Below are 22506 nucleotides of genomic sequence, written 5' to 3'. Positions count from 1 at the left end.
GACATGTTCCGGGGGCTGGCAGCAATGCTCCTGATGTTATCGCTGATTTCCTGCGACAGCTCTCCGCGCAAGGTGATTTTTAATATCGAGTCGCCCGATGGGAAACATGTGGCACGCTTGGCTGTCAGTGAAGAAGGAACGCTCGGCTCCACCCGTTATCGGCTTGACTTGGCCGAAACGAGGAAGCCCGAATTTAAGACCGTGTTCAAAGGAGAGAATGGCGATGTAGCCGCTCCGGTTTGGGATGGGCCTTCGTCAATCATAATACCCTTCTGCTTTGGGTCGATCACATCGGTTGAATCGGTGACGCAGTTTACCTCGGGCGCAGCAGTCACTTTCAGGGGGCGCACATCTTCCCAAATCCGGGTGCATGTCGTTACTTCCCCAGACACCGACATTTCGGGGCGGAGATATTGTGCACGCTAGACGGCGCAAACGAAAAGCACGCCCCCCTGCCTGAGTTCGACTGTTTCGTTGGCGTCGACTGGTCCGGCGCGAAGGGGGTTCGGCACAAAGGCATCGCCGTGGCGGTGGCAGAGACCGGGGCGGATGCGCCCCGGCTGGTGCCGCCGCCCGCGCGCGGCGGCTGGGCGAGGGCCGAAGTGGCGGAGTGGCTGCTGGCTCTGCCCGGCAAGGTGCTGGCCGGGTTCGATTTTTCCTTCGCCCCACCCTTTGTGGACAAAGGCGCTTACCTGCCGGGGCTGGAAACTGCCGACACCGCGCCAGCCTTCTGGCGCCATGTGGAAGCGCACGCCGGGGATGCCGATTATGGCGCGCTGGGGTTCATGACCGGCGCGGCGCGGCCTTACTTCTGGATGGGCGCGGCCGATGGGCCAAAGGCGCCGTTCATGCGCTTCCGCCAGTGCGAAATGGCCTTCAACGCGCGCGGCGGCGGCAAGGCGGCCACCCTGTTCGATTGCGTGGGGGCAGCGCAGGTGGCCAAGGCCAGCTTCGCGGGCATGCGCGTGCTGAACCGGCTGCGCGGGGAATTTGCGGTCTGGCCCTTCGATCCGCGGGCCGAGCGCACCGTGGTGGAAATCTATGGCCGGGCGATGCTGCGTCATGCGGGCGGGCGCGGGCTGAAAATCCGCGATGGCGCTGCACTGGATACGGCGCTGGCCGCGCTTGGCAGCGCCCCCTTCCCCGGCGGCGGGCAACTGGACGACAACCAGACCGACGCCATCGTCATCGCCGCTGCGCTTCGGCACCTGCATGCCGACCCGCGCTGGTGGCAGCCGCCCGGACTTACCGACAAGATCGCAAAAACCGAAGGATGGACGTTTGGCATCGGCTGAGGGCCGGGCTATGGCAAGGCTGTGACAGCCTTTTTACTTGTGGGACTGGGCGGCGCGCTGGGCGCCATGGCGCGCTTCGGCGTGGGCCGGATGCTTGGCGCGACCGCCCTGCCATGGGCCACGCTGATCGTGAACGTGTCGGGCGGCCTCGCCATGGGACTGCTGGCCGGCTGGCTCGCCGCGCGGTCGAGCGGCGGCGAAAGCTGGCGGCTGCTGCTGGGGGTGGGCGTGCTGGGCGGCTTCACCACCTTTTCCGCCTTCTCATTGGACATGATGCTGCTGATCGAGCGCGGGCAGGCGGGTATCGCCATTGCCTATGCGCTGGCCTCGGTTCTGCTGGCGCTCGGCGCGCTGGCCGCCGGGCTGTGGATTGCAAGGAGCCTGACGGCATGAGCCAGGAATTCCCCATCGCCGCCGATGATGACGGCATCCGGGTGGACCGCTGGTTCAAGCGGCACATGCCCGACATCAGCTTCAATCAGGTGAGCCGCTGGGCGCGCACCGGGCAGCTGCGGCTGAACGGCGCGCGGGTGGGGCCGGGAGACCGGCTGGCCGAGGGGCAGGTGCTGCGGGTGCCGCCCATCGAGGTGCAGCCCGTTGCGGCGCTGGCCCCGAAGCCGGTGAAGCCCAAGCGCGAGCTGTCGCCCGAAGAAACGGAATTCGCCCAAAGCCTTGTGATCCACCGATCGAAACATGCGCTGGTGCTGAACAAGCCGCCCGGCCTTGCCACGCAGGGCGGCAGCAAGACGTTCGAGCATGTCGACGGCCTGCTGGACGCCTTGCAGTTCGAGGCGGAAAACCGCCCCAAGCTGGTGCACCGGCTGGACAAGGACACGTCCGGCGTGCTGCTGCTGGCGCGCACCTCTCGCGCGGCGGCCTTCTTCGGCAAGCTGTTCGCCACGCGCGACACGAAAAAGATCTACTGGGCCGTGACGGCGGGCGGGCCGCATCTGGATGACAGCCTGATCGACCTGCCCATCGGCAAGCAGCCGGGCACTGGCGGCGAGAAAATGCACGTGGACGAGGCCGAGGGGCAGATCGCCAAATCCCGCTTCCGCGTGATCGACCGCGCCGCGGACCGCGCCGCGTTCGTGGAAATGCAGCCGCTGACGGGCCGCACCCACCAGTTGCGCGTGCATGCCGCCGCCACCGGAACCCCGATCGTGGGGGACGGCAAATATGGCGGCAAGGACTCGTTCCTCACCGGCAATGTCTCGCGCAAGATGCACCTGCATGCGCGGCGGCTGGTGATCGCTTTGCCAGATGGCGGCACGCTGGATGTGAAGGCGGAGCTGCCGCCGCACTTCGCCGAAACACTGGCCAGCCTTGGTTTCGACCCGCGCGAGGCCGACCTGCCCGAGCCGGAGCCGATGGCGGGGCCGCCGAAGAAAAGCCGCAGGCTGAGCTCCGCCACATCGGGGAACCGGCGCGGCGAACGGCGCAGCCGGGGGGATACGGATTCACCAAAAAGGGGACGCAAATGACCGAGATCGGACGCAGGGACTTGCTGGCGGGTGCCGCCGCTGTGGCATTGGTGCCGGGGGTGGCAAAGGCCTCCCCGGCGAGCGACCGCACGGCGGTGATGGCGGCCGTGGATGCCGACAAAGATGCCGGGGTGAAGCGGCTGGTGGACTGGATCGCGCATCCGGGGATCGCGGCGGAAAACTGGCGGATGCCCGAAGCCGTGGATTACACCATGGGCATCCTGAAAGACGCCGGTTTCCAGACGGTGAAGAAAATCCCCACCAGCGGCCAGCCCGGCATCTTCGCCACGCTGGATTCGGGCGCGAAGCGCACGCTGGGCATCTATTTCATGTATGATGTGAAGCAGGTGAACCCGGCGGAATGGTCCTCCCCGCCGTTCGAAGCGACGCTGACGGACAAGCCCGGCTGGGGCAAGGTGCTGGTGGGGCGCGGTGCCGTGAACCAGAAGGGGCCGGAAATGGCCTTCCTGAACGCGCTGCACGCCTTCAAGGCGGCAGGCAAGAAACTGCCGGTGAACCTCGTGCTGGTGGCCGAAGGCGAGGAGGAAATCGCCTCCCCCAACTTCCACGAGATCGTCGCCGTGCCGGAGGTGCTGAAGGCCCTGAAAAAGACCGACGGCATCGTCATCCCCTCCGCATGGCAGGGCGCGAACGGCAATGTGGCGATCAATCTGGGGGCGAAGGGGCCGCTGGAATTCCAGCTGATCTCCAGTGGCGAACGCTGGGGCAAGGGGCCGAAGGGCGATGTGCACAGCTCCACCCATGCCATGATCGATTCGCCGGTGTGGCATCTGGTGCAGGCGCTGAACACGCTGGTGGAGGCCGACGGCCACACGCCCGCCATCGAGGGCTGGTTTGACAATGTCCGCCCGCTGACGGCGCGGGAAAAAGAACTGATCGCGCAAAGCGCGGCCGCCATGAGCGAGGCCGAGGCCAAGGCGGCCTATGGCGTGAAGATGTGGATCAACGACGAGCCCTGGGAAAAGGCGCTGGAGCGCCTCGCCTCGCAGCCGACCGTGAACATTCAGGGCCTTGTGGCGGGCTATACCGGCCCCGGCGGCAAGACGATCCTGCCCGGCAAGGCGGAGGCCAAGCTGGAAGCGCGGCTGGTGCCGAACCAGACGAAGAAGGAAGCCGAGGAAAAGCTGCGGGCGCACCTGAAAAAGAAGGGCTTCGGCGACATCGAAGTGATCGTCTCTGGCGGTTACGACCCCACGGAAACGGCCGAAAACGCCCGCATCATCCGGGCGCAACAGGTGGTTTATGAACAATATGGCGCGAAAACGACTTTGAACCCTCGCCTTGCGGGCAGCTGGCCGGGCAGCGTGTTCACCCAGCCGCCGGTTTCTATCCCCGCCGGGCAATTCGGGCTGGGCCATGGCGGCGGCGCGCACGCGCCCAACGAGTATCTGTTGATCGAAAGCACGAACCCCAAGGTGCAGGGCTATGCCGGGGCGACCAAGGGCTTCGTCGATTTCCTGTATGAAATGGCGAGCATCGGCTGACCGGCATGAAGCTCGCCGTGTTCGATTGCGACGGGACGCTGGTGGACAGCCAGGCCAATATCTTGCGCGCGATGCACAGCAGCTTTTCCCGGCTGGGGCTGGCCGATCCGGACCCGCATGCAGTGCGCCGGGTGGTGGGCCTCAGCCTTGTGGAGGCGATGCAGGCGCTGCTGCCGGACGCGCCGGCTGACCTGCATGTGCGGCTGGCGGAGGATTACAAGCTGGCCTTCCAGCGCCTGAGGGCAGATCAGCAGCTGGACCCGGAGCCGCTGTTCGACGGCGTGCGCGAGCTGCTGGAGGAACTGGAAGCGGGCGGCTGGATGATGGCCGTGGCCACCGGCAAGAGTGACCGGGGGCTGAAGCTCTGCCTTGAGCATCATGGGCTGGAAAAGCATTTCATCAGCCTGCAAACGGCGGACCGGCATCCGTCTAAACCGCACCCCTCCATGTTGCTGCAATGCCTGACGGATGCAGGCGTCGGCGCGGACAGGGCCTTCATCATCGGCGACACCGTGTTCGATATCGGCATGGGCGTGGCGGCCGGCGTCACGGCGCTGGGGGTGGACTGGGGCTATCATGACGCCGCCGAACTGCTGGAGGCGGGCGCAGCAGCCGTGGCGCGAGACGCGGCGGACCTGAAGGCGCTGTTGCATGGATAATGACAATCATCCGTTCGGCGAACCGCCGAGGCAGCCGCAGGCAGCCGAACCTTCTCCATGGGACGTCTGGCTGGCGCGCGGGCTGCTGGTGGTGGGCCTGTGGTTCACAGGCAGCGGTCTGTTCGATCTGGTGCGCGCCCTGCCCGCCCATTGGGCAGACCTGCTGGTGCACGCCCCCGGCATCGGTGCGGGCGTGCTGTTCCTTGCAGGCGCGTGGCGGATGCGCGCCGTTCTGCGCTGGGATCCCGGCGACGATGGCTGAGCGCGACCCCGCAGAGGCCCGGCTGTGGCTGATGACTTTGGTGCGTCTGGCCGGGCTGCTGACCGTGTTCGGCGGCATGTGGCTGGTGGGCCGCGCCCCGGAAACGGGGGGGCCGATGGGCGGCGGGCTGATGCTGATGGCGGCGGGCGCGATCATCGTGCTGTTTGGGCCGCGCGCGCTGAAAACGCGCTGGAAGTGAAGCGCTTCTGGACCGAAGTGGCGGTGGAAGCCGCAGACGGCGGCTTTGTGCTGAAGCTGGACGGGCGCGCGGTGAAAACGCCCAAGGGCCTGCCGCAACTGCTGCCCCACGCCGGGCTGGCCGACGCGCTGGCCGAGGAATGGCGCGCGGTGGAAGGGGAGCTTCAGCCCACTGCTATGCCGTTGACAGGGCTGGCCAATGCGGCGGTCGATCTGGTGTCCGCCGATCCGCACAGCTTCGCCGACGGGCTGTCGCGCTATGCCGAGTCCGACATGCTCTGCTACCGCGCCGATCATCCCGACGAGCTGGCCGTGCTTCAGGCCGCGCGCTGGCAACCGCTGCTGGATTGGGCGGCGGCCCGCTTCGACATCGACTTTGTCGTGACGGCGGGCGTGGTGCATCGGCCGCAGCCGCCGCAGACGCTGGCGCGGATCGCGGCCGCCTATCGCGGTTTCGGGCCGTTCGCGCTGGCGGCGCTGTCTCCGCTCGTCACCTTGTCCGGATCGGCGGTGATCCCGCTGGCGCTGGCGCATGGCGCGCTGGAGGTGGACGCCGCGTGGGCGGCCTCCATCCTCGACGAGGCGTTTCAGGCAGATCTGTGGGGCGAGGATGCGCTTGCGGCGGCAGACCGCGCGGCGCGGCGCGCGCAGTTTGCCGCAGCCGCGCGCTTTCTACAGCTTGCAGACGCGAGCAATTTCGGGCGGTGACAGCAGCGCAAGTGGCCGCTAGGCCAATCCGCGACACGATTTGAAGGGGACGACAGGCAATGCTGAAGGTGCTGGACGAGCTGGAACAGCGGCGCGCGGCAGCCCGCCTTGGTGGCGGACAGGCGCGGATCGATGCACAGCACGCCAAGGGCCGTCTGACGGCGCGCGAGCGGCTGGACATCCTGCTGGACGAAGGCAGCTTCGAAGAGCTGGACATGTATGTCGAGCATAATTGCGTCGAGTTCGGCATGGAAAAGACCAAGGTTCCGGGCGACGGCGTCGTCACCGGATCGGGCACCATCAACGGCCGCCTCGTGTTCGTCTTCTCGCAGGATTTCACCGTGTTCGGCGGCTCCCTGTCTGAACGCCACGCCCAGAAAATCTGCAAGATCATGGACATGGCGATGAAGGTGGGCGCGCCGGTGATCGGCCTCAACGATTCGGGCGGCGCGCGCATTCAGGAAGGCGTGGCCAGCCTCGCGGGCTATGCCGAGGTGTTCCAGCGCAACGTGCTCGCCTCCGGCGTGGTGCCGCAGCTCTCCCTCATCATGGGCCCCTGCGCGGGCGGCGCGGTTTACTCGCCCGCCATGACGGACTTCATCTTCATGGTGAAGGACAGTTCCTACATGTTCGTGACCGGCCCGGACGTGGTGAAAACCGTGACGAACGAAGTCGTCACGCAAGAGGAACTGGGCGGAGCGATCACCCACAGCACCAAATCCGGCGTGGCCGATCTGGCGCTGGAAGATGATGTGGATGCACTGCTGCGCGCGCGCGACTTCTTCGATTTCCTGCCGCTGAACAACCGCGCAGGCGCGCCGCACCGGGACAGCGTCGACCCGTTCGACCGGCCGATCCCGTCTCTGGATACGCTGGTGCCGCCCAGCGCGACCAAGCCCTATGACATGCGCGAACTGATCGCCAAGGTGGCCGACGATGGCGATTTCTTCGAAATCCAGCCGGGCCATGCCGGCAATATCCTGATCGGCTTTGCGCGGATCGAAGGGCATACCGTGGGCATCGTCGCCAACCAGCCGATGGTGCTGGCGGGCTGCCTCGACATCAACGCGTCGAAGAAGGCCGGGCGCTTCGTGCGCTTCTGCGATGCCTTCAACATCCCCATCCTCACCTTCGTGGACGTGCCCGGCTTCCTGCCCGGCGTCGCGCAGGAGCATAACGGCATCATCAAGCATGGCGCGAAGCTGCTGTTCGCCTATGCCGAAGCGACGGTGCCGAAAATCACCGTGATCACCCGCAAGGCCTATGGCGGTGCCTATGACGTGATGGCCTCCAAGCATCTGCGCGGAGACCTGAACTATGCCTGGCCCACCGCCGAAATCGCGGTGATGGGCGCGAAGGGCGCAGTGGAAATCATCTTCCGCAAGGACATCGGCGACCCGGACAAGATCGCCGAGCGCACCAAGGAATATGAAACCCGCTTCGCCAACCCGTTCGTGGCGGCCAGCATGGGTTTCATCGACGAGGTGATCCTGCCGCACGCCACCCGCAAGCGGATCGCCGTGGGCCTGCGCAAGCTGCGCACCAAGCAGCTCAGCAACCCATGGAAAAAGCATGACAATATCCCGCTCTAAGCGCTGAGTGCGGCAGCCCCGTCCGCCGCAACTGAAACAACTGTGGCCGGTTTCGGGCACCTTGCTGCCCCTTTCCGGTCGCAATCGGCCCTTAGCTCGGCAGGGTCATGATCCGCGAGTCCGCCCTGCAGAGCCTTGAAGCCAGCCGCGCCCGGCTGGCGCATGCCGTCTCCATGTCTCCGGGGACGAAGCGGCTGCTGTCGTTCGGCCTGTCGGCGGCGATCCTGGCCTATCTGATGCGCGCTGTCGCCAATATCGGCTGGCAGGAAGTGCTGAACGTGCTGCCGGCCAACCCCATCTTCTACCTGCTGGTGGCGATGTCCTACATGGCCACCCCCGTGACCGAATATATCATTTTCCGCCGCTGGTGGCCGCTGACGCCGCGCGCGCTCGCCGTCTTTTCCAAGAAGCGGGTGCTGAACGAGGCCGTGTTCGGCTATTCCGGAGACGCCTATCTGTTCATGTGGGCGAAGAAGGCGCTGGGCGCGCGCGAAGTGGGTGCCGGGCCGCTGGCCGCCGTGAAGGATGTGGCGATCACTTCCGCGCTGGCGGGCAATGTCGCCACGCTGCTGATGCTGGGGCTGGCGCTGTCCATGGGCGGCGGCGAAGCGGTGCAGGCGGCGTTCACCGGCGGGGCGATGCGTTCCGTGGGCTTCGGCTTCGCCTTCGTGATTTCCATCAGCCTTGCGATCCTGCTGTTCAGCCGCAAGGTCATGAGCCTGCCGCTGCGCGAGAATTTCGTGATCTTCCTGCTGCACTGCGGGCGGCTGCTGATCGGCTCCGCGCTGCTGCTGCTGGCGTGGATCGTGGCACTGCCTTCGGTGGACGTCGGCACATGGGTGGTGCTGGGGGCATTGCGCATGGTCGTCACGCGGCTGCCGTTCGTGCCGAACAAGGAACTGCTGTTCGCGGCGATCGGGGTAAGCCTGACGGGTTCCGCCGCGCCCGAAGTGGCGGCGCTGATGGCGGCGGCCGGGGCGCTGCACCTTGTGAGCCATGTGATTTCCTATGTGGGGGCATCCACCATTGAAAGCCGCGGCGACACCGTGGCCGAAGAAGGGCTGCCGCAGGCAGCCGGGAGCCTTTGATGATGAAAAAGCTGATCCCCCTCGTCGCCCTGATGGCCGCAACCGCCACCCCCGCGCTGGCTGGTCCGGACATTCTCGGCCCCGACGCCGCCGCCTGCCTGCCCGGTTCCGGCCGCGATGCCGTGCTGCTGACGGTGGACGGATTCAAGAACCGCGACGGCACGCTGCGCATCGAGCTGTGGCCCGGCAATGATCAGGATTTCATGCGCAACCACCATGAGCTGGTGGCCGAAGGGAAAGCGTATCAGCGCGTGACCGTGCCGGTGCCGAAAACCGGCGTGGCGAAGGTCTGCGTGCTGATCCCCGGCCCCGGCACCTATGCGATGGGCGCCTTCCACTCCCCCACGGGCGTGCGGAAGTTCAACTATCGCGACGATGGCGCGACCTTCACGCGCAACCCGCGCGTGAGCATCCTGAAGACGAAGCCCAAGGCATCCGAAGTCGCCATGCGCTTCAACAGCGGGCTGAGTGAATCAAATGTGACCATGAACTATCTGCGGGGGCTGGGTTTCGGCCCGATCCCCAAGGAAGAACTTCAATCGGCCGGAAACCGGTAGGGGCAACCATGCATATCGTTGACGTCGCTGAATTCTATGCGCCGCTGGGCGGCGGGGTGAAGACCTATATCGACGCGAAACTCGCCTTCGGCCACCAGACGGGCGTGAAGGTCAGCGTGATCGCGCCCGGCCCGGAAGACCGGGTGGAGCAGCGCGAGGGCGGGCAGGTCATCTATGTGAAGGCCCCGGTGATCCCGGTGGACACCCGTTACCATGTGTTCTGGAAGGCCGCCCCCGTCGTGCAGCTGCTCGACGAGCTGAAGCCCGATGTCGTGGAAGCCTCCTCGCCATTCCGGGGGGCGTGGATCGTCGCCAACTGGCAGGGCCGCGCCGCCAACATGGCGCACAAGGCGCTGTTCATGCACGCCGATCCGGTCGCCGCGCACCTGCAGGTGTGGACACAGGATTTCCTGCGTGCAGACACGGTGGACAAGGCCTCTTTCTGGTACTGGCGCTACCTCGCCCGCACCGCGCGCCGCTTCGACAGCGTGATCGTGGGCAGCCGCTGGTTCGGCCAGCGCATCGAACAGCAGGCCGGAATCCAATCCGAACTGGTGCCGCTGGGCGTGGACAAAGAACTGTTCCACCCCTGTAAGCGCGACAGCGAACTGCGCCGCCAAATGCTGGCCGAATTCGGCCTGCCGCAATCCGCCCGGCTGCTGGTGGGCGTGGGCCGCCACCATCATGAAAAGCAGTGGCCGGTGGTGTTCAAGGCGGTGGGTGCGCTGCGCGACGAGAATGTCGCCATGATCCAGATCGGCAACGGCTTCGCCAACGAGCGGGTGCACAAGGCCGCCACCGCCGCCGGGAATGTGAAGCTGCTGGGGCAGGTGAGCGACCGGGAGAAACTCGCCCGCATCCTCGCCTCGTCAGACGCGATGATCCACGGCAGCCGCGCGGAAACCTTCGGCCTTGTTGCCAGCGAAGGTCTGGCGGCGGGCATCCCGCTGATCCTGCCGGCCGAAGGCGGCTGCACGGATGCGGCCGACCCGGCCTGGTCCGAACTGTATGAGCCGGGCAACCCGGCCGCCGCCACGGATGCGATCCATCGCCTGCTGAACCGCAACCCGGATCAGCTGCGGGTGAACGCCATCGGCGCGCGCCGCAGCCACATTTCCACCCCGGCGCAGCATTTCGAACGGCTGTTCAGCCTGTATCGCAACAATGCGACTCCGGTGCTGACCCCCGCGCCCGCGGTTGCGCCGATCCCGGCCGGAGTGCGCAAGGCGGCCTGAGCGGGGTGGGGATGGGTGGGGGATGTTTCCCTCGTTGTCTCCTTCACCCGTCACCCCGGACTTGATCCGGGGTCCAGCTTTCTGCTCCAGCCTTGCCGAAGAACAGCTGGACCCCGGATCAAGTCCGGGGTGACGGTTGTGGTTGGTGGGGAGGTTGGCGGGCTTGCTCCGGGGCCTTCGACAAGCTCAGGCTGAGCGGGTGGAGGGGTTGGTGGGTTTGGCCCGGCGTCGCTCCCCTCTCTCCAACTTTCTCCCCAGCGGGGAGAGAGAGTCTTCGGAGTGCTTGTTTCGCTGTTGTGGCTCAGGCCCGGCGGGGACACCCCCTCTCCATCTCTCCCCCTTGCAGGGGGAGAGGGCTTTCGTTGCGCCGCAGGCAGTCGAATCTGATCACTCACGCGACGTTGGAGTTCAGGCGCAACGCAAAGTTAGAGGGTGCAGGGAAATCATTTCCCTGCCGGGTCCGGGCAGAGCCCGGCCGCCGGAGGCAAAGGCGCTTCCGGGAAAGCCCACCCGCCCCCGCTACTCGGCCGCCTGTGCGAACGGTTGCGCCCGTGCCGGGGCCAGTGGGTGGAATTTCAGCGTTCCGTCTGACAGCGGGTCCTGATGGATGGACTGGCGGTCTCGCAGATAATCCTGCGTGTCGCGCCATGGGTCCGTGCTGGATTGGCGCGGCAGTGTGTCCAGCGCGCGCTGGACATAGCCGGAGTTCAGCAACAGCGGCTCGTCTTGCAGATCGACCCCGCGTTCCGGCACGGCGATGGGGGTGGCGGGGTTGTCCAGCGCGGCCAGCAGGCGGCAGGCCCATTCGCAGGTGAGGTCTGCGCGGAGTGTCCATGAGGCGTTGAAATAGCCGAATACGTAGACGAGGTTCGGCACACCCTCCAGCATCATGCCGCGATAGACATAGCGGTCATTCGGGCGGATTTCCTTGCCATCCACCATCACTTTCGCGCCGCCCAGCACTTGCAGGCGCAAGCCCGTTGCCTTCACGATGATGTCGGCATCCAGATGCTGGCCGGATTTGAGCGCGATGCCGCCCGCGTCGAAATGATCGACATGATCGGTGACGACGGAGGCGGTGCCGTCTTTCACGGCGTTGAAAAAGTCGCTGTCGGGTACGAGGCAGAGGCGCTGATCCCAGACATTGTAGCCGGGCTGGAAGTGCGCCTTCACCACATCTTCGGGCAGTTCCTTCAGCAGCATGTCCGTCACCGCCTTGTTCACCTTTTCCGGGTGGCTGCGGGTGCGCTTAAAGAACCAGTTCTGCATCAGCACGTTGCGCCAGCGGACAAGGTTGTAGGCAGCCATCGGCGGCAGGATGCGACGCAGGAAATTGGCGATCTTGTCTTCCGCCGGGCGGGAGACCATCCATGTGGGCGAGCGTTGCAGCATCGTCACATGCGCGGCATCGCGGGCGACGACAGGGACGATGGTGACGGCGGTCGCGCCCGAGCCGATCACGACGACGCGCTTGTTGCGATAATCCACATCCTTCGGCCAGAGCTGGGCGTGGAAGATGCGGCCCGCGAAGCTGTCCTCGCCTGCGAACGGCGGGTTGTGCGGATTGTCATAGCTGTAATAGCCGGCCGCCATCAGCAGCATGCGGCAGCTGAACTGGCGGGGGCCGTCCGGCGTATCGGCGGTGACCGTCCAGCGGCCGGTGCTGCTGTCGAAGCTGGCTTCCGTGACCTTGTGGTGGAAGCGGATGTGCTGATCGATGCCGCCTTCGCGCGCGGTGTCGTTCACATATTTCAGGATGTGCGGGCCGTCTGCGATGGCCTTCTGTTCCGTCCATGGGCGGAAGTTGTAGCCCAGCGTGAACATGTCCGAATCGGAGCGGATGCCGGGGTAGCGGAACAGGTCCCAGGTGCCGCCGATGGCGTCGCGCGCTTCCAATATGGTGAAGCTCTTGCCCTTGCACTTGTCCTGAAGGTGCCATGCGGCACCAATGCCGCTGAGCCCTGCGCCGACGATCACGACGTCGAAGCTGTCCATAAACCTGTCCTTCCCTACTCCCTGCCCCAGAGCGTGACATGCGGAGTCGGACTCCGCAAGTCTGGCACTTGGCGCAGGGCGAAACTGGTGGCAGACTGCACGATGGAGGGGGAAAGCCGACCGCGTGGGAGTGCGGAGGGCTTTCCCGGGAGACTGGATATGGGATCTGTGACCCGGGCGCTGACGACGGCGCTGGTGATGACCTTGGCGGCTCTGCCGACGTACGCGCTGGCGCAAGGCGTGGCATCCTGCGCGCAAGCGCCCGCGCCGCGCACTGCAGTGGCCGACATCGCGCGGCTGATCCGCGCCAGCTATTTCGATGCGACACGGGCGACGCGGATCGCCAACGGGCTGGAGGCAGACGCGAAGGCGGGACTGTTCGACCGCTATACAGACCCGCGCGACCTCGCCTTCGTGCTGACGAAGCGGCTCTCTACAGAGGATCGGCATTTCGCCGTCAGCTGGGCACCTAAGGGCAATGACGCGACGACGACGGTGGCCGCGCTGGACGACAGCGACACGGCGCGGGCGAACCATGGCTTCAGCGATGTGGCCGTGCTGCCCGGTGGGGTGGGTTATGTGAAGCTGGACCTGTTCGCCGGGTTCGAAGGGCCGGGAAGCCCGCAGCAGGCGGCGGCCGATGCCGCGCTGCGCTTCGTGGCTGGCACGCCGAGCCTGATCATCGACCTGCGTGACAATGGCGGCGGCTCGCCCAACATGGTGGCCTATCTGGTGCAGCAGTTCGTGGCGGAACCGGCGAAAGTGGCCAGCGTGTTCCGATCCCGTACGGGGCTGGACGGCTATGAACTCTCCCCCGTCGCCTCCACCCTGCCGAAGCGGCTGGACACGCCGCTGTTCATTCTGGTGAGCGCGCGGACCGGCTCATCGGCGGAAGCGCTGGCCTACACGCTGCAGGCGGCGGGGCGCGCGGTGATCGTGGGCGAACGCACCGGCGGCGCGGCCAATCCGGGCAGCGCGCGGCAGACGGCGGACGGCTTTTCCATCTTCATTTCCGTCAGCACGCCGGTGAATCCGATCACCGGCACCAACTGGGAAGGCCGGGGCGTGACGCCCGATGTCGCCGTGCCGCAGGATGACGCGCTGCGGGTGGCGCGAATCCTCGCGCTGGAGGCGGAGGGCAAGGCTCTGCCCCGGCAGGCGGCGCTGGTGCTGGAGACGTTGAAAGCCGAAACCGCAGCCAATGCCGCCGATCAGGCGCTGGCCGGGCGCTTCGGCGACTTGCAGATCGCCGAATCCGGCGGAGCGCTGCGGCTGGTGCAGGGGCGTCGCCCGCTGCGCACGCTGGTGCCGCTGGGGGCAGATCGCTTCAGCCTTGCGGAGGAACCCGCCGCGCGCTTCGCCGTCGAGCGGGCCGGGCCGGGCGGGGATATCACCGCGCTGGTCAGGACATTGCCCGGCGGGGGTGAAATCCGCTATCCGCGCATGATGGAGATGTCGGCCACCCTGCAATGACGGACCGGCTTGCGCCGTTCGAGGCGGAGCTGTGGGAGTGGAAGGGGCAGGCCCCCGCCCGCTGGTTCTTCGTGACCCTGCCGCCCGAGCAGGCTGAAAAGGTGCAGCTGCACGCCATCCTTTCCGCCACCCGGCGCGGCTGGAGCACGGTGCGGGTGCGCGCGCAATCGGGCGATGTCAGCTGGGAAACCTCGCTGTTTCCCAACAAGGCGCAGAGCAGCTGGATGCTGCCGGTGAAAGCAAGCGTGCGCCGCAGCCTTGGCATCGGTGCTGGCGACAGAATTTGGCTGGACCTGACACTGCGCGATCCGGCGATGATCTGAGAGCGGCCGCCTTAGAACCCGGCGCGAACGAACAGCGCGGGGCCGGAGAATTGGTAGCGGACGCGGCCGTTCCAATCCTCTTTCGACACCCTCAGCTTGTAATCGACATAGCGATAGGAGGCGCCGATGTCGAAGTTGCGGTGGATGCGGTAGGACAGCGACGCTTCCGTGTTGATCAGGCGGCCGCGATAATCGTCGATGCCCAAAGACAGCCAGTCGATCCGGCCGAACAGCGTCCAGCGCGAGGCTGGTTCCCATTGCCCGAAGATACCGATGGTGGGCAGCGGCGCGAAGATTTTGCGGCCCTCCCGATGGAAGCGGACGGGGCCGTCGCCCACCTGCCCCTCGCCTTCGATGAACAGCTCGAAATCGGTGGCGTGCAGCCCGACGCCGAAACCCAGTTCCAGTTTCGGCCCCTGATACAGAAGGTTGCCGATGGTGAAGCGATAGACATCGGAATCGAAGCCCGCGCCCACGCGGGCGGAGACCGGCCACACCGTCTCCCCGAAGCTGATCTCATGATCGAGGCTGGCGGATGCCCGGCGCGACAGGCCATAATATTGGCCCTGCAACACCCAATCGTCATTGATTCGCCAGCCGATTTCCAGCGCGGGCAGCGTCTTGGAATCGTCGAGCCGCAAGTCCTTCTCGAAATCGATGCTGGTGCCCAGCGAGCCGGAGACAGTGGTGGCACTCGCCGAACTGCCCACTCCGGCGAAATAGGCCTCCACCCGCAGCGATATCGTGTCATCGAAGCGCTGGGCGGCAGCCGGGGCGGCCTGAGAGGCGAGAATGGCGGCGAAAGTGCAGCCTGCGGAGCGGAGGCGGACGGTCAACATGCCCCAGCCTAAGCGAGGTGCCCGGCGGCCTCAAGCCGTCATGCGTAATTGAAGCTGACGCTGATTCGCTCTGCCTTTGCACGGCCTTGCGGCACCTCGTGGCGAAGCCAGCTTTCCCACAGCAGCACGGTGCCGGGCGCGGGTTGCAGATACACGAACGGCCTGGCTTCGCGCTGGGCGTCGGCCGTGCGGCCGGGGGCCGCCATCAGCAGCGGCAGGCGCGGATCTTCGATCTTCAGCGCGCCCGCGCCTTCGGGCACCTCCAGATAGACGGTGCCGGAGATGATGCTGTGCGGGTGGATATGGCCGCTATGACCGCCGCCGGGCTTCAGGATATTCACCCACAGGCTGTCCAGCTTTGGCTTGCGCCCGCCCAGATCCATATGCGCACCCTCTGCAAAGGCGCGCACATGCGGGGCCAGCCGCTTCACCAGTTGCGCAAAGGCCGGATCACGCGCGGGCAGATCGTTGAGAGAGGCGTAGCTGGTGTAGCCGGGATAGCCATTGTCGCGGCACCAGCGCCGCCCTGCCCTGTCATCCGTTGCCAGCGTGCGCGTGCTGTGGATCAGCTCGGCGATCAGCGCCTCGTCTGCGATCTCGCCCTGATAGACGGGCGTGGGGAACAGCTGGTGGATGGGCATCGCGGGCTTCCACTCAAGCGCCGCTTGCCATCCGGCGCGCGCCCTGCGGTTGGGGCGCATATCAGTTGAACCGCTGGCTCCCCTTTGTGGAAGCGTTTCGAACCGCTTGCCGCTTACCGAGCCAGTCACTGGCCGTCAGACTGGACCTCGTGAGTTCATTCCGTGCAATCTGACACGTTCGCAGCGTTGCAACGCGTGCGGGGCGCCGACCATCTGCGTCGTGGCCGTCGCACGGGGGTTGGCGGTGCAAGGTTTCAAGGCCAAGTCCTCGGTGCGGACCAATTTTACACGCAAACCCTCTCCCGAAGCGAACACTCGTCAGTGAAGTTGCTGATCGACGAGTGCCTGCACAGGTCCCCTCGGAGTCCGCGACGGTTTTATAGATCTTTCGCCGCCAAGAATTGGAGTGGGCGGCCACCCGGTTATTCGCCTCTCGACTAAGAAGGTCGATAGTTTCCTGCGACTTGTTCGTAAGCGTCCGGTGAAAACCGTGGCGTCATATGGCCGGTTTCGGGAAAACGGCCGAGAGGTCGGAATGACCGGAGGTGGGTGGGGAGCCGCTTGTCCGCTTCTGGCAGCGGTCAAGTGTACAAGCGGCCATCGTCAAAAGTTATTTTAGCGGCAAAAACAGGTCCGCCACTGCCTCGTGTTCAGGCACTTCGGGGAAGAATGAGACGCGCTGGCAGTAAAGCGGGAAATCTCGCGCTTCCTCGCCGCTTTTGGGAAGCCAGTCGCGGTAGAGATAGAGCGCGGCGGGTTCCAGATCGTCGGTATTACCCACTATTCGCAAGACTGCGCACCGGCCGCCCGGAATGATACCGGAGACCACACCTTGATCATCTGCATCGAAGGTCCGTTCTGTTCCAGCACACAAGTCTAGCCGATAATCGCTCGGGTCGGTGGTTCTCGGGTCGCAATGGAAGACGTTGAATGTCTCGCTCGTGCGGGGAGAAAGCCCGTTCGCCTTTCGCCAGGCAATGAACTGCTGGATGGTTTCGCCGACTTTGGCCGGTGGTCCGCGGTGCTCCATGATAGCCACCGGGATGGGCGATACCTCTTGAATTGTTACGTCGCTTGCATTGAAAGTCTGTTGCATGAGTTTGCTCCTTGCGTCGGTGAGAGGCCCGAAGGCCGCAAGCCACGGCTCCCAGTCGGGAGATTTCCGGAATGACGATGGCGATTGTCCGAACCGCTGGCGAAAAGCGCGGGCGAAGGCGTCGGGTGCGTCATAACCGGCATCCATCGCGATCTGTATGACGGTCTGATCGTCACGATAAGCCAAGCGGAACGAAGCGCGCTTCATTCGAGAAAGCTGAACGTAGCGATGCACAGAGAGCCCAAAGATCGCCGTGAATTGCCGGTGGAAATGGAACTTCGAGAATGCCGCGACAGCGCTTACTGCTTCCAGATCAAGCTGATCGTCGAGATGCCGATCGATATGATCGAGCGCCCGCTTCATCCTGTCATGGTAGTATTGAAGTGCTGTCGTCACTGTCCGCTCCATCCTGGCGAAACCATTTACGCGCGTGGCAGTATGCGCCGCTCGACCGATCTTGCGGTTCCACTTATAATGACTCGTCCGATTATGACATTTGGTGGCTGCGGACGAGTTATTGAATTACGGCTCTGGGGTCGCTTCACCTGAAAGGCAGGAGTTTTTCAGAAGCGTAGCAAAGCTGCAAGACAGCTTTCAGGATCGCGCATCAGCCCTGCTCATGGCCGGTCGTGGGTGGTTTTGCGAACGTCGGGTTTCGCCACCGGCTTCGAGCACACAATTACGTCGCCCCGCTTCAGGTCAAACGATAATCCCACTTGCGCCACAAACTCTACATATATAGATTGGTGTAATGCCGAGACGCCCCAACATCTCCAAACAGACTCGAACCGCCTTGCTGGCGCTGCTCGAACGCCCGCAGGATTGGCGTTATGGGTATGAATTGATGGTGCTGACCGGTATCGCCTCGGGGACGCTTTATCCGATGCTGATTCGGCTGTGTGATCAGGGGAACCTCGAAGCCCAATGGGTTCCTTCGCCGCACGAGAGCAGGCCGCCGCGCCATGCCTATCGCTTGACGCCATCAGGCATTGCACTCGCTCGCACCATTGAGTCCGACGATGTGCGCACTGCAAACCACGGGAAAGGATTTGCAATATGAGTTCGAAACGGAACTCCCTTGCACGCGCTTGTGTCGTGCTGGCCTTCAAGATCGCGCCGCCGGTCCGCCGGTCCTGGTTTGCTGCAATGGCGGCCGAATTCGATCACGTCCCCGAGGCTGAGCGCTGGCGTTTCGTGGCAGGCTGCCTCTTCACGGCCGTCACTGAACGCATCATTTCCCCTGCCTTCATTCATGAGGTTGCTCGCAGCGTCTTGGTCGGAGGAGCGATGGTCTGGGCAGCGCTGAACATTCGCTTTGCGGGGCGCATGTCCGTTACCGACGCATTCGTGCTGGAAGTTTTTGGATATGGCACGGCCCTGTTGTTTGTCGTCGGCGCGATCGCCACGGCCCGGTTCGGATTTCGTGCCACAATCAGCCTAGCCGCGCCTTTGATCGCCGTGCTGACAATGGCGGCGACGATGATCTGGCTCGGCAGTGCCCCAACGCCAATGTCGAACCTGTATCTTGCGCTGATCGTGGAAGATCTTGTGATTTTGATGTTCGCACTGGCGCTCGCAGTTTCCGCTGCGCGTCTGATCCCTCTTCGGCAGGGGTTGAACTGATGCGCGTGCAAACCCCAGCCTTGGCATTGGCGATTATTGGCGTGCTGCTTGGGGCCGTCCACCTCGCTTTGACCCCGCTAGCCTATGCCGATTGGACAATCGATGCATTGTGGTTTGTTGGAACCGGCTTGGCGATTGTGCTGGCAGCCGCCGCGAACCTCATCGGATTCCAATCGTCAGGCGTGGGCAGCCGGTTGATTGTGGCGGCGATAAACTTCGCCATGGGTTTCTACTTCGCTGCGGCTTGGCTGGTCCTGCCGGGACCGCAGGTTGTGATCGGAGGAGTTCTGTTCTTCGCGCTGGCCATTTGCTCGTTGGCCAATCGGCGGACCAAGGCCGTGACGAGCTAGGGACCGTATTGATCGCAAAAGTTTATGACCGTTTCGGGGTCGCTTCCTGAAAGGCAGCTTCTGGCGGAAAATCGCAGATAGCTGCCATTGGCGCAATGGCCCTCAGGCAACGTCCTGGCCGCCGGATTAGGCCGCCTTCCAGGCCCAGGGCAGGAGTTCGTCGATGCGATTGATCGGATGACCCTTGCCGATGCGGTCGAGGACGTCGCTGAGCCACACCTGGGGGTTCACATCGTTGAGCTTGGCGGTCTCGAGCAGCGAATACATCGCCGCGGCCCGCTCGCCGCCGCAGTCCGCGCCGGCGAACAGCCAGTTCTTGCGCCCGACCGCGATGCCGCGCAGCGCGTTCTCGGCAAGGTTGTTGTCGATCTCAAGCCGCCCGTCCTGGGTGTAGGCAAGCAGCGCGGGCTTCAGCTTGATCGCATAGCGCAGCGCCTCGGCCAGCGGCGAACGCGCGGATGCCTTGGCAAGGACGCCATCTGCCCATGCGAAGAAGTCGAGCGCGATGAGCCTCGATGCCGCTCGCTGGCGCAAACGCTCTTGGGGAGGTTCCTGCTCGATCGACCGCTCGATCTCGTAGAGCTGCCCGATGAGGCCGAGCCCCTTGCGCGCAGCAGAACTGCGATCGGCAACAAGGACATCGTGCAACTTGCGCCTTGCATGGGCCCAGCAGGCGACGGGCGTGATGACGCCGGGCATGCGGCCGGGATCATAGAGCGGGTTGAACCCGGCATAGGCATCGGCCTGCAGAAAGCCTGCAAAGGCCGCAAGGTGCTCGCGTGGCCGCTCGCCCTTGCGATCTGGGCTATAGCGGAACAGCGCGGCAGGCCTGTCTGCCGGGCTCCATCGGCGGTTATCGCGCAGATAGACCCATAATCGCCCGGTCGACGTCTTGCCCGTGCCGGGAGCCAGCACCGGGACCGGTGTGTCGTCGGCGTGAAGCTTCTGACTGGCCATGACGTGGGCACCGAGACGCTCGACCAGCGGATCGAGCAGCCAGCTGACCTGGCCGAGCCAGTCGGCCATCGTCGAGCGGGACAGCTCGACTCCCTCACGCGCGTAGATCTGCGACTGGCGATACAGCGGCAGGTGATCGGCGAACTTGGCGACGATGACGTGCGCCAAGAGGCCGGGACCGGCGCGGCCGCGCGGGATCGGCAGACCGGGTGCAGGTGCCTGGGCGATGGTATCGCAGCATGTGCATGCAAGCTTGGGACGGACATGGCGCACCACGCGGAAGCTTGCAGGCACGTATTCCAGCACCTCGGTGACGTCTTCGCCGAGAACCGATGCCGCGCGGCCGCACGCCGCGCAGCGATCCGCGCCTGGTGCCGGATGCACGATCACATCGCGCGGCAGATGATCGGGCAGCGGCGCGCGCTTCGGTTTGCGCCTGGCCTTCGGCGGTTCGGCCTCGTCCTGATCGACCTGCCCGCGCATGACGCACTCGGCATGGGCCTGCTGGGCTTCGAGATCCTCGAGCGTGAGTTCCAGCTGATCGGCAAGCTGCATCATGCGTTCGGACGACTGGCCGAACTTCATGCGGCGCAGCTTGGCAAGCTGGGCTTTGAGCTTCTCGATCTGGAGCGTGGTCAGCTTGATCGCGTTGCGTGCAGCACCAAGCTCGTCGCGCGTTGCATCATGTGCTTTGCGCTCGTAAGCGAGCGCCTTTTGTTCCTGCGCCAGCGCCTGTTCCGAGGCGGCCAGACGCGCCTTGATCACCTCGGCAAAGGCGCGAAGCTCGTCCGGATCGGAAGGCAGATCGAGGTCGGCGGGAGACACGAACAGCGGATAACATGACGGGCGATCTTGACCAAGCCGAAGGCAGGAAAACCGCGCGCGAGTCGCTAGATATGCACAGGCCGCTGCGGGGGTTTTGGTGCAACCGTTCGCCGCCAGTCCATCGCCTCCAGAAGCAGCGAAAACTGCGCAGGGGTCAGCACCACTCCGCCGTCGACCAGCGGCGGCCAGACGAAGCGATGGCGCTCGAGCCGCTTGGCGAACAGGCACAGGCCGGTGCCGTCCCAGACCAGCGCCTTGAGGTAGTTGCCGCGCTTGCTGCGGAACAGGAACACATGGCCGCTATAGGGATCGAGCCGGAAAACTTCGCTGGCAAGCACGCTGAGCCCGGCGAAGCCCTTGCGCATGTCGACCGGCTTGCTGGCCAGATAGACCTTGGTTCCTGGCGGCAGGCTCAGCATGACACGGCCTTCAAGGCGCGCAGAACCCGGGCAAGCGCCTTCTCGTTGACGAAGCTGTCGACGGTCAGGCGCGCGCCGCCCTCAAGCTCGATGGCAATCGCGCCTGCTCGTTGTTGCCCGGGCGGAGGAGAAGCCGCAACATCTTGCGCCAAGGGGCCGACCGAAGACTCCGGTTCGTCAGCGATGATCTCGCACGCTGAAGCTCGCTCCGAGGTCGCCACGAACTGGCCACATGGGATGAACTCCAGCGCCTCCCTTGCAATCGCTTCAGCCTCGCGCCGGTTGGCACGCCAGTTGTAGATCACACTCTTGGCAATGCCATGCCTGCGCGCGACCGACACCACCGTAACGTCGGGGCGCAGGCTCTCGGCGACGATCGCCGCCTTCTCTGTGTCAGAATAGCGCCGCCGCCGCTCCGTGCGCACGATCACGCCGCCACCTTCGCTCACAGGACCTCCTTCTGGAGTCCAGAAAGAACTCCGTTCAGGATCCGTCCTTCACCGTCCAGCGCCGACCGCGCAACTCGTGGCTGGCCGGCTTTCAATTACCCACAAGTGGTCGCGAGCGTGATTCCGTTGGCCGCATGAGCATTGCCCGTCTGGAATCAAGCATGATTCATTCCCTGGCACCTGAATCGGTTGGCGGGGTGCAACGTGGAGACGTCCGTTTTCGATGCGGCAGGATGGGCTGACGGGGAAGTCGATCCCGCCGCCTTTCGTGATAAGCGACTGGGCGAACGGCTTCGAACGATGCTTAAGCAGATGGCAGGAGCGATTGGCGCACCGATACCGATGGCGTGTCAAGACTGGGCCAATACAAAGGCGGCCTACCGTTTTTTGTCTAATGGCTCGGTGAACGAGGGAGACATACTTGCCGGGCATTTTCAGGCGACACGGACACGCGCGGCGGCGCTTGAGGGGTTCATCCTGGTTTTACAGGACACCACCGAATTCTCCTATCAAAGGCGCAATCCTGAAACGATTGGCGCCATCGGGCTTGCGCCGAGCCGGCGTGATGAGAATGGTCGGCTTCGGCTTCATACGGTCTGCGGCCTGCTCATGCACTCCAGCCTTGCGATCACGACTGAGGGATTGCCACTGGGTCTGACAGCGGCGAAATTCTGGACCCGCACCAAGTTCAAGGGCGCCAACGCGTTGAAGCGGCGGATCAATCCCACGCGCGTGCCGATCGAGGAGAAGGAGAGCTACCGCTGGCTCGAGAATATGCGTCAATCGACCACCCTGCTAGGCGATCCGGAGCGACTGGTTCACATTGGCGATCGAGAGAACGACATTTACGAGTTCTTCTGCGAAACACAGGCGCCCGGCACGCATTTCTTGGTCCGCACCTGTGTCGATCGTCTGGCGGGCGACGGTGGCCAT

The 22506-nt window shown here is 64.8% G+C and carries 26 protein-coding genes; 19 read left to right on the top strand and 7 right to left on the bottom strand.

The genetic code is table 11. From position 1 onward, the window contains the following. Positions 1-3: 3 nt before the first annotated feature. The 13 genes from FJQ54_RS04810 (at position 4) to FJQ54_RS04750 (ending at position 10583) form a co-directional block, all read left to right on the top strand. Complete coding sequence (locus FJQ54_RS04810) at positions 4-426, top strand: hypothetical protein (RefSeq protein ID WP_140927284.1); 423 nt, start codon at positions 4-6, stop codon at positions 424-426. Between the two features lie 26 nt (positions 427-452). Continuing rightward, positions 453-1295 carry a hypothetical protein gene (locus tag FJQ54_RS04805; protein WP_140927346.1) on the top strand — a complete coding sequence of 281 codons (843 nt, stop codon included), beginning with the start codon at positions 453-455 and terminating at the stop codon, positions 1293-1295. Between the two features lie 21 nt (positions 1296-1316). Further along, positions 1317-1688, top strand: a complete 372-nt coding sequence (gene crcB, locus FJQ54_RS04800; RefSeq protein ID WP_140927283.1) for a fluoride efflux transporter CrcB — start codon at positions 1317-1319, stop codon at positions 1686-1688. Continuing rightward, positions 1685-2779 carry an RluA family pseudouridine synthase gene (locus tag FJQ54_RS04795; protein WP_140927282.1) on the top strand — a complete coding sequence of 365 codons (1095 nt, stop codon included), beginning with the start codon at positions 1685-1687 and terminating at the stop codon, positions 2777-2779. The genes crcB and FJQ54_RS04795 overlap by 4 nt, the downstream gene beginning before the upstream one ends. After that, positions 2776-4284, top strand: a complete 1509-nt coding sequence (locus FJQ54_RS04790) for a M20/M25/M40 family metallo-hydrolase (protein ID WP_140927281.1) — start codon at positions 2776-2778, stop codon at positions 4282-4284. The genes FJQ54_RS04795 and FJQ54_RS04790 overlap by 4 nt, the downstream gene beginning before the upstream one ends. Positions 4285-4289: 5 nt before the next feature. Further along, positions 4290-4943, top strand: coding sequence for an HAD-IA family hydrolase (locus FJQ54_RS04785; RefSeq protein ID WP_140927280.1), 654 nt, complete (start codon positions 4290-4292; stop codon positions 4941-4943). After that, positions 4936-5205: a hypothetical protein gene (locus tag FJQ54_RS04780; protein ID WP_140927279.1), complete on the top strand. Its 270-nt coding sequence runs from the start codon at positions 4936-4938 to the stop codon at positions 5203-5205. The genes FJQ54_RS04785 and FJQ54_RS04780 overlap by 8 nt, the downstream gene beginning before the upstream one ends. Next, positions 5198-5404, top strand: a complete 207-nt coding sequence (locus FJQ54_RS04775; protein ID WP_140927278.1) for a hypothetical protein — start codon at positions 5198-5200, stop codon at positions 5402-5404. The genes FJQ54_RS04780 and FJQ54_RS04775 overlap by 8 nt, the downstream gene beginning before the upstream one ends. Next, a complete protein-coding gene (locus FJQ54_RS04770; protein ID WP_140927277.1) occupies positions 5401-6111 on the top strand; it encodes an ATP12 family chaperone protein in 711 nt (236 codons plus the stop codon). The genes FJQ54_RS04775 and FJQ54_RS04770 overlap by 4 nt, the downstream gene beginning before the upstream one ends. Before the next feature lie 59 nt (positions 6112-6170). Then, a complete protein-coding gene (locus FJQ54_RS04765) occupies positions 6171-7703 on the top strand; it encodes an acyl-CoA carboxylase subunit beta (protein ID WP_140927276.1) in 1533 nt (510 codons plus the stop codon). 107 nt (positions 7704-7810) lie between these two features. Further along, entirely contained in the window at positions 7811-8791 is a 981-nt protein-coding gene (locus FJQ54_RS04760) for a hypothetical protein (RefSeq protein ID WP_140927275.1), read from the top strand. After that, entirely contained in the window at positions 8791-9348 is a 558-nt protein-coding gene (locus FJQ54_RS04755; protein ID WP_140927274.1) for a DUF2141 domain-containing protein, read from the top strand. The genes FJQ54_RS04760 and FJQ54_RS04755 overlap by 1 nt, the downstream gene beginning before the upstream one ends. An 8-nt stretch (positions 9349-9356) precedes the next feature. Beyond that, entirely contained in the window at positions 9357-10583 is a 1227-nt protein-coding gene (locus FJQ54_RS04750) for a glycosyltransferase (protein WP_140927273.1), read from the top strand. 519 nt (positions 10584-11102) lie between these two features. Here FJQ54_RS04750 and FJQ54_RS04745 read toward each other — a convergent pair. Then, on the bottom strand, positions 11103-12578 hold the full coding sequence (locus tag FJQ54_RS04745; protein ID WP_140927272.1) for a flavin-containing monooxygenase: 1476 nt from the start codon (positions 12576-12578) through the stop codon (positions 11103-11105). 159 nt (positions 12579-12737) lie between these two features. On the opposite strand from FJQ54_RS04745, the gene FJQ54_RS04740 reads away from it, so the two are divergent. After that, positions 12738-14051 carry a S41 family peptidase gene (locus FJQ54_RS04740; protein WP_181159979.1) on the top strand — a complete coding sequence of 438 codons (1314 nt, stop codon included), beginning with the start codon at positions 12738-12740 and terminating at the stop codon, positions 14049-14051. After that, positions 14048-14374: a DUF1905 domain-containing protein gene (locus FJQ54_RS04735; RefSeq protein WP_140927270.1), complete on the top strand. Its 327-nt coding sequence runs from the start codon at positions 14048-14050 to the stop codon at positions 14372-14374. Before FJQ54_RS04740 ends, FJQ54_RS04735 begins: the two co-directional genes overlap by 4 nt. Positions 14375-14385: 11 nt before the next feature. Here the strand turns inward: FJQ54_RS04735 and FJQ54_RS04730 are convergent, their stop codons facing one another. The 3 genes from FJQ54_RS04730 to FJQ54_RS04720 form a co-directional block, all read right to left on the bottom strand. Continuing rightward, positions 14386-15213, bottom strand: coding sequence for a hypothetical protein (locus FJQ54_RS04730; protein WP_140927269.1), 828 nt, complete (start codon positions 15211-15213; stop codon positions 14386-14388). Between the two features lie 38 nt (positions 15214-15251). Beyond that, positions 15252-15854, bottom strand: coding sequence for a TIGR02466 family protein (locus tag FJQ54_RS04725; protein ID WP_140927268.1), 603 nt, complete (start codon positions 15852-15854; stop codon positions 15252-15254). Positions 15855-16464: 610 nt separating this feature from the next. After that, complete coding sequence (locus tag FJQ54_RS04720) at positions 16465-17346, bottom strand: AraC family transcriptional regulator (protein ID WP_140927267.1); 882 nt, start codon at positions 17344-17346, stop codon at positions 16465-16467. Between the two features lie 355 nt (positions 17347-17701). Here FJQ54_RS04720 and FJQ54_RS04715 point away from each other — a divergent pair, with 355 nt between their 5' ends. Genes FJQ54_RS04715 through FJQ54_RS04705 form a run of 3 tightly spaced genes read left to right on the top strand, consistent with a single transcriptional unit; the run spans position 17702 to position 18923 of the window. Then, a complete protein-coding gene (locus FJQ54_RS04715; protein WP_140927266.1) occupies positions 17702-18010 on the top strand; it encodes a PadR family transcriptional regulator in 309 nt (102 codons plus the stop codon). Further along, a complete protein-coding gene (locus tag FJQ54_RS04710; protein ID WP_140927265.1) occupies positions 18007-18573 on the top strand; it encodes a hypothetical protein in 567 nt (188 codons plus the stop codon). The genes FJQ54_RS04715 and FJQ54_RS04710 overlap by 4 nt, the downstream gene beginning before the upstream one ends. Next, positions 18573-18923, top strand: a complete 351-nt coding sequence (locus FJQ54_RS04705; protein ID WP_140927264.1) for a hypothetical protein — start codon at positions 18573-18575, stop codon at positions 18921-18923. The genes FJQ54_RS04710 and FJQ54_RS04705 overlap by 1 nt, the downstream gene beginning before the upstream one ends. Before the next feature lie 126 nt (positions 18924-19049). On the opposite strand, the gene tnpC is transcribed toward FJQ54_RS04705, so the two are convergent. The 3 genes from tnpC to tnpA all read right to left on the bottom strand — a co-directional run bounded on the left by tnpC (position 19050) and on the right by tnpA (position 21573). Further along, the gene (gene tnpC / locus FJQ54_RS04700; protein WP_408006013.1) at positions 19050-20630 is read right to left on the bottom strand and encodes an IS66 family transposase; all 1581 of its coding nucleotides are present in this window, start codon (positions 20628-20630) and stop codon (positions 19050-19052) included. A 140-nt stretch (positions 20631-20770) separates the two neighbouring features. Then, a complete protein-coding gene (gene tnpB, locus FJQ54_RS04695) occupies positions 20771-21124 on the bottom strand; it encodes an IS66 family insertion sequence element accessory protein TnpB (RefSeq protein ID WP_066271397.1) in 354 nt (117 codons plus the stop codon). After that, positions 21118-21573 (bottom strand): IS66-like element accessory protein TnpA, encoded by a 456-nt coding sequence (tnpA, locus tag FJQ54_RS04690; RefSeq protein ID WP_066271400.1) that lies wholly within the window; start codon positions 21571-21573, stop codon positions 21118-21120. The genes tnpB and tnpA overlap by 7 nt, the downstream gene beginning before the upstream one ends. Before the next feature lie 204 nt (positions 21574-21777). Here tnpA and FJQ54_RS04685 point away from each other — a divergent pair. After that, on the top strand, positions 21778-22506 hold a 729-nt coding region (locus tag FJQ54_RS04685), incomplete at its 3' end, for an IS4/Tn5 family transposase DNA-binding protein (RefSeq protein ID WP_207790364.1).

This window comes from Sandaracinobacter neustonicus (assembly GCF_006385875.1).
GTDB lineage: Bacteria > Pseudomonadota > Alphaproteobacteria > Sphingomonadales > Sphingomonadaceae > Sandaracinobacteroides > Sandaracinobacteroides neustonicus.
The sequence above is the reverse complement of the archived record's forward strand: the minus strand, read 5'-3'. Positions and strand labels throughout refer to the sequence as shown.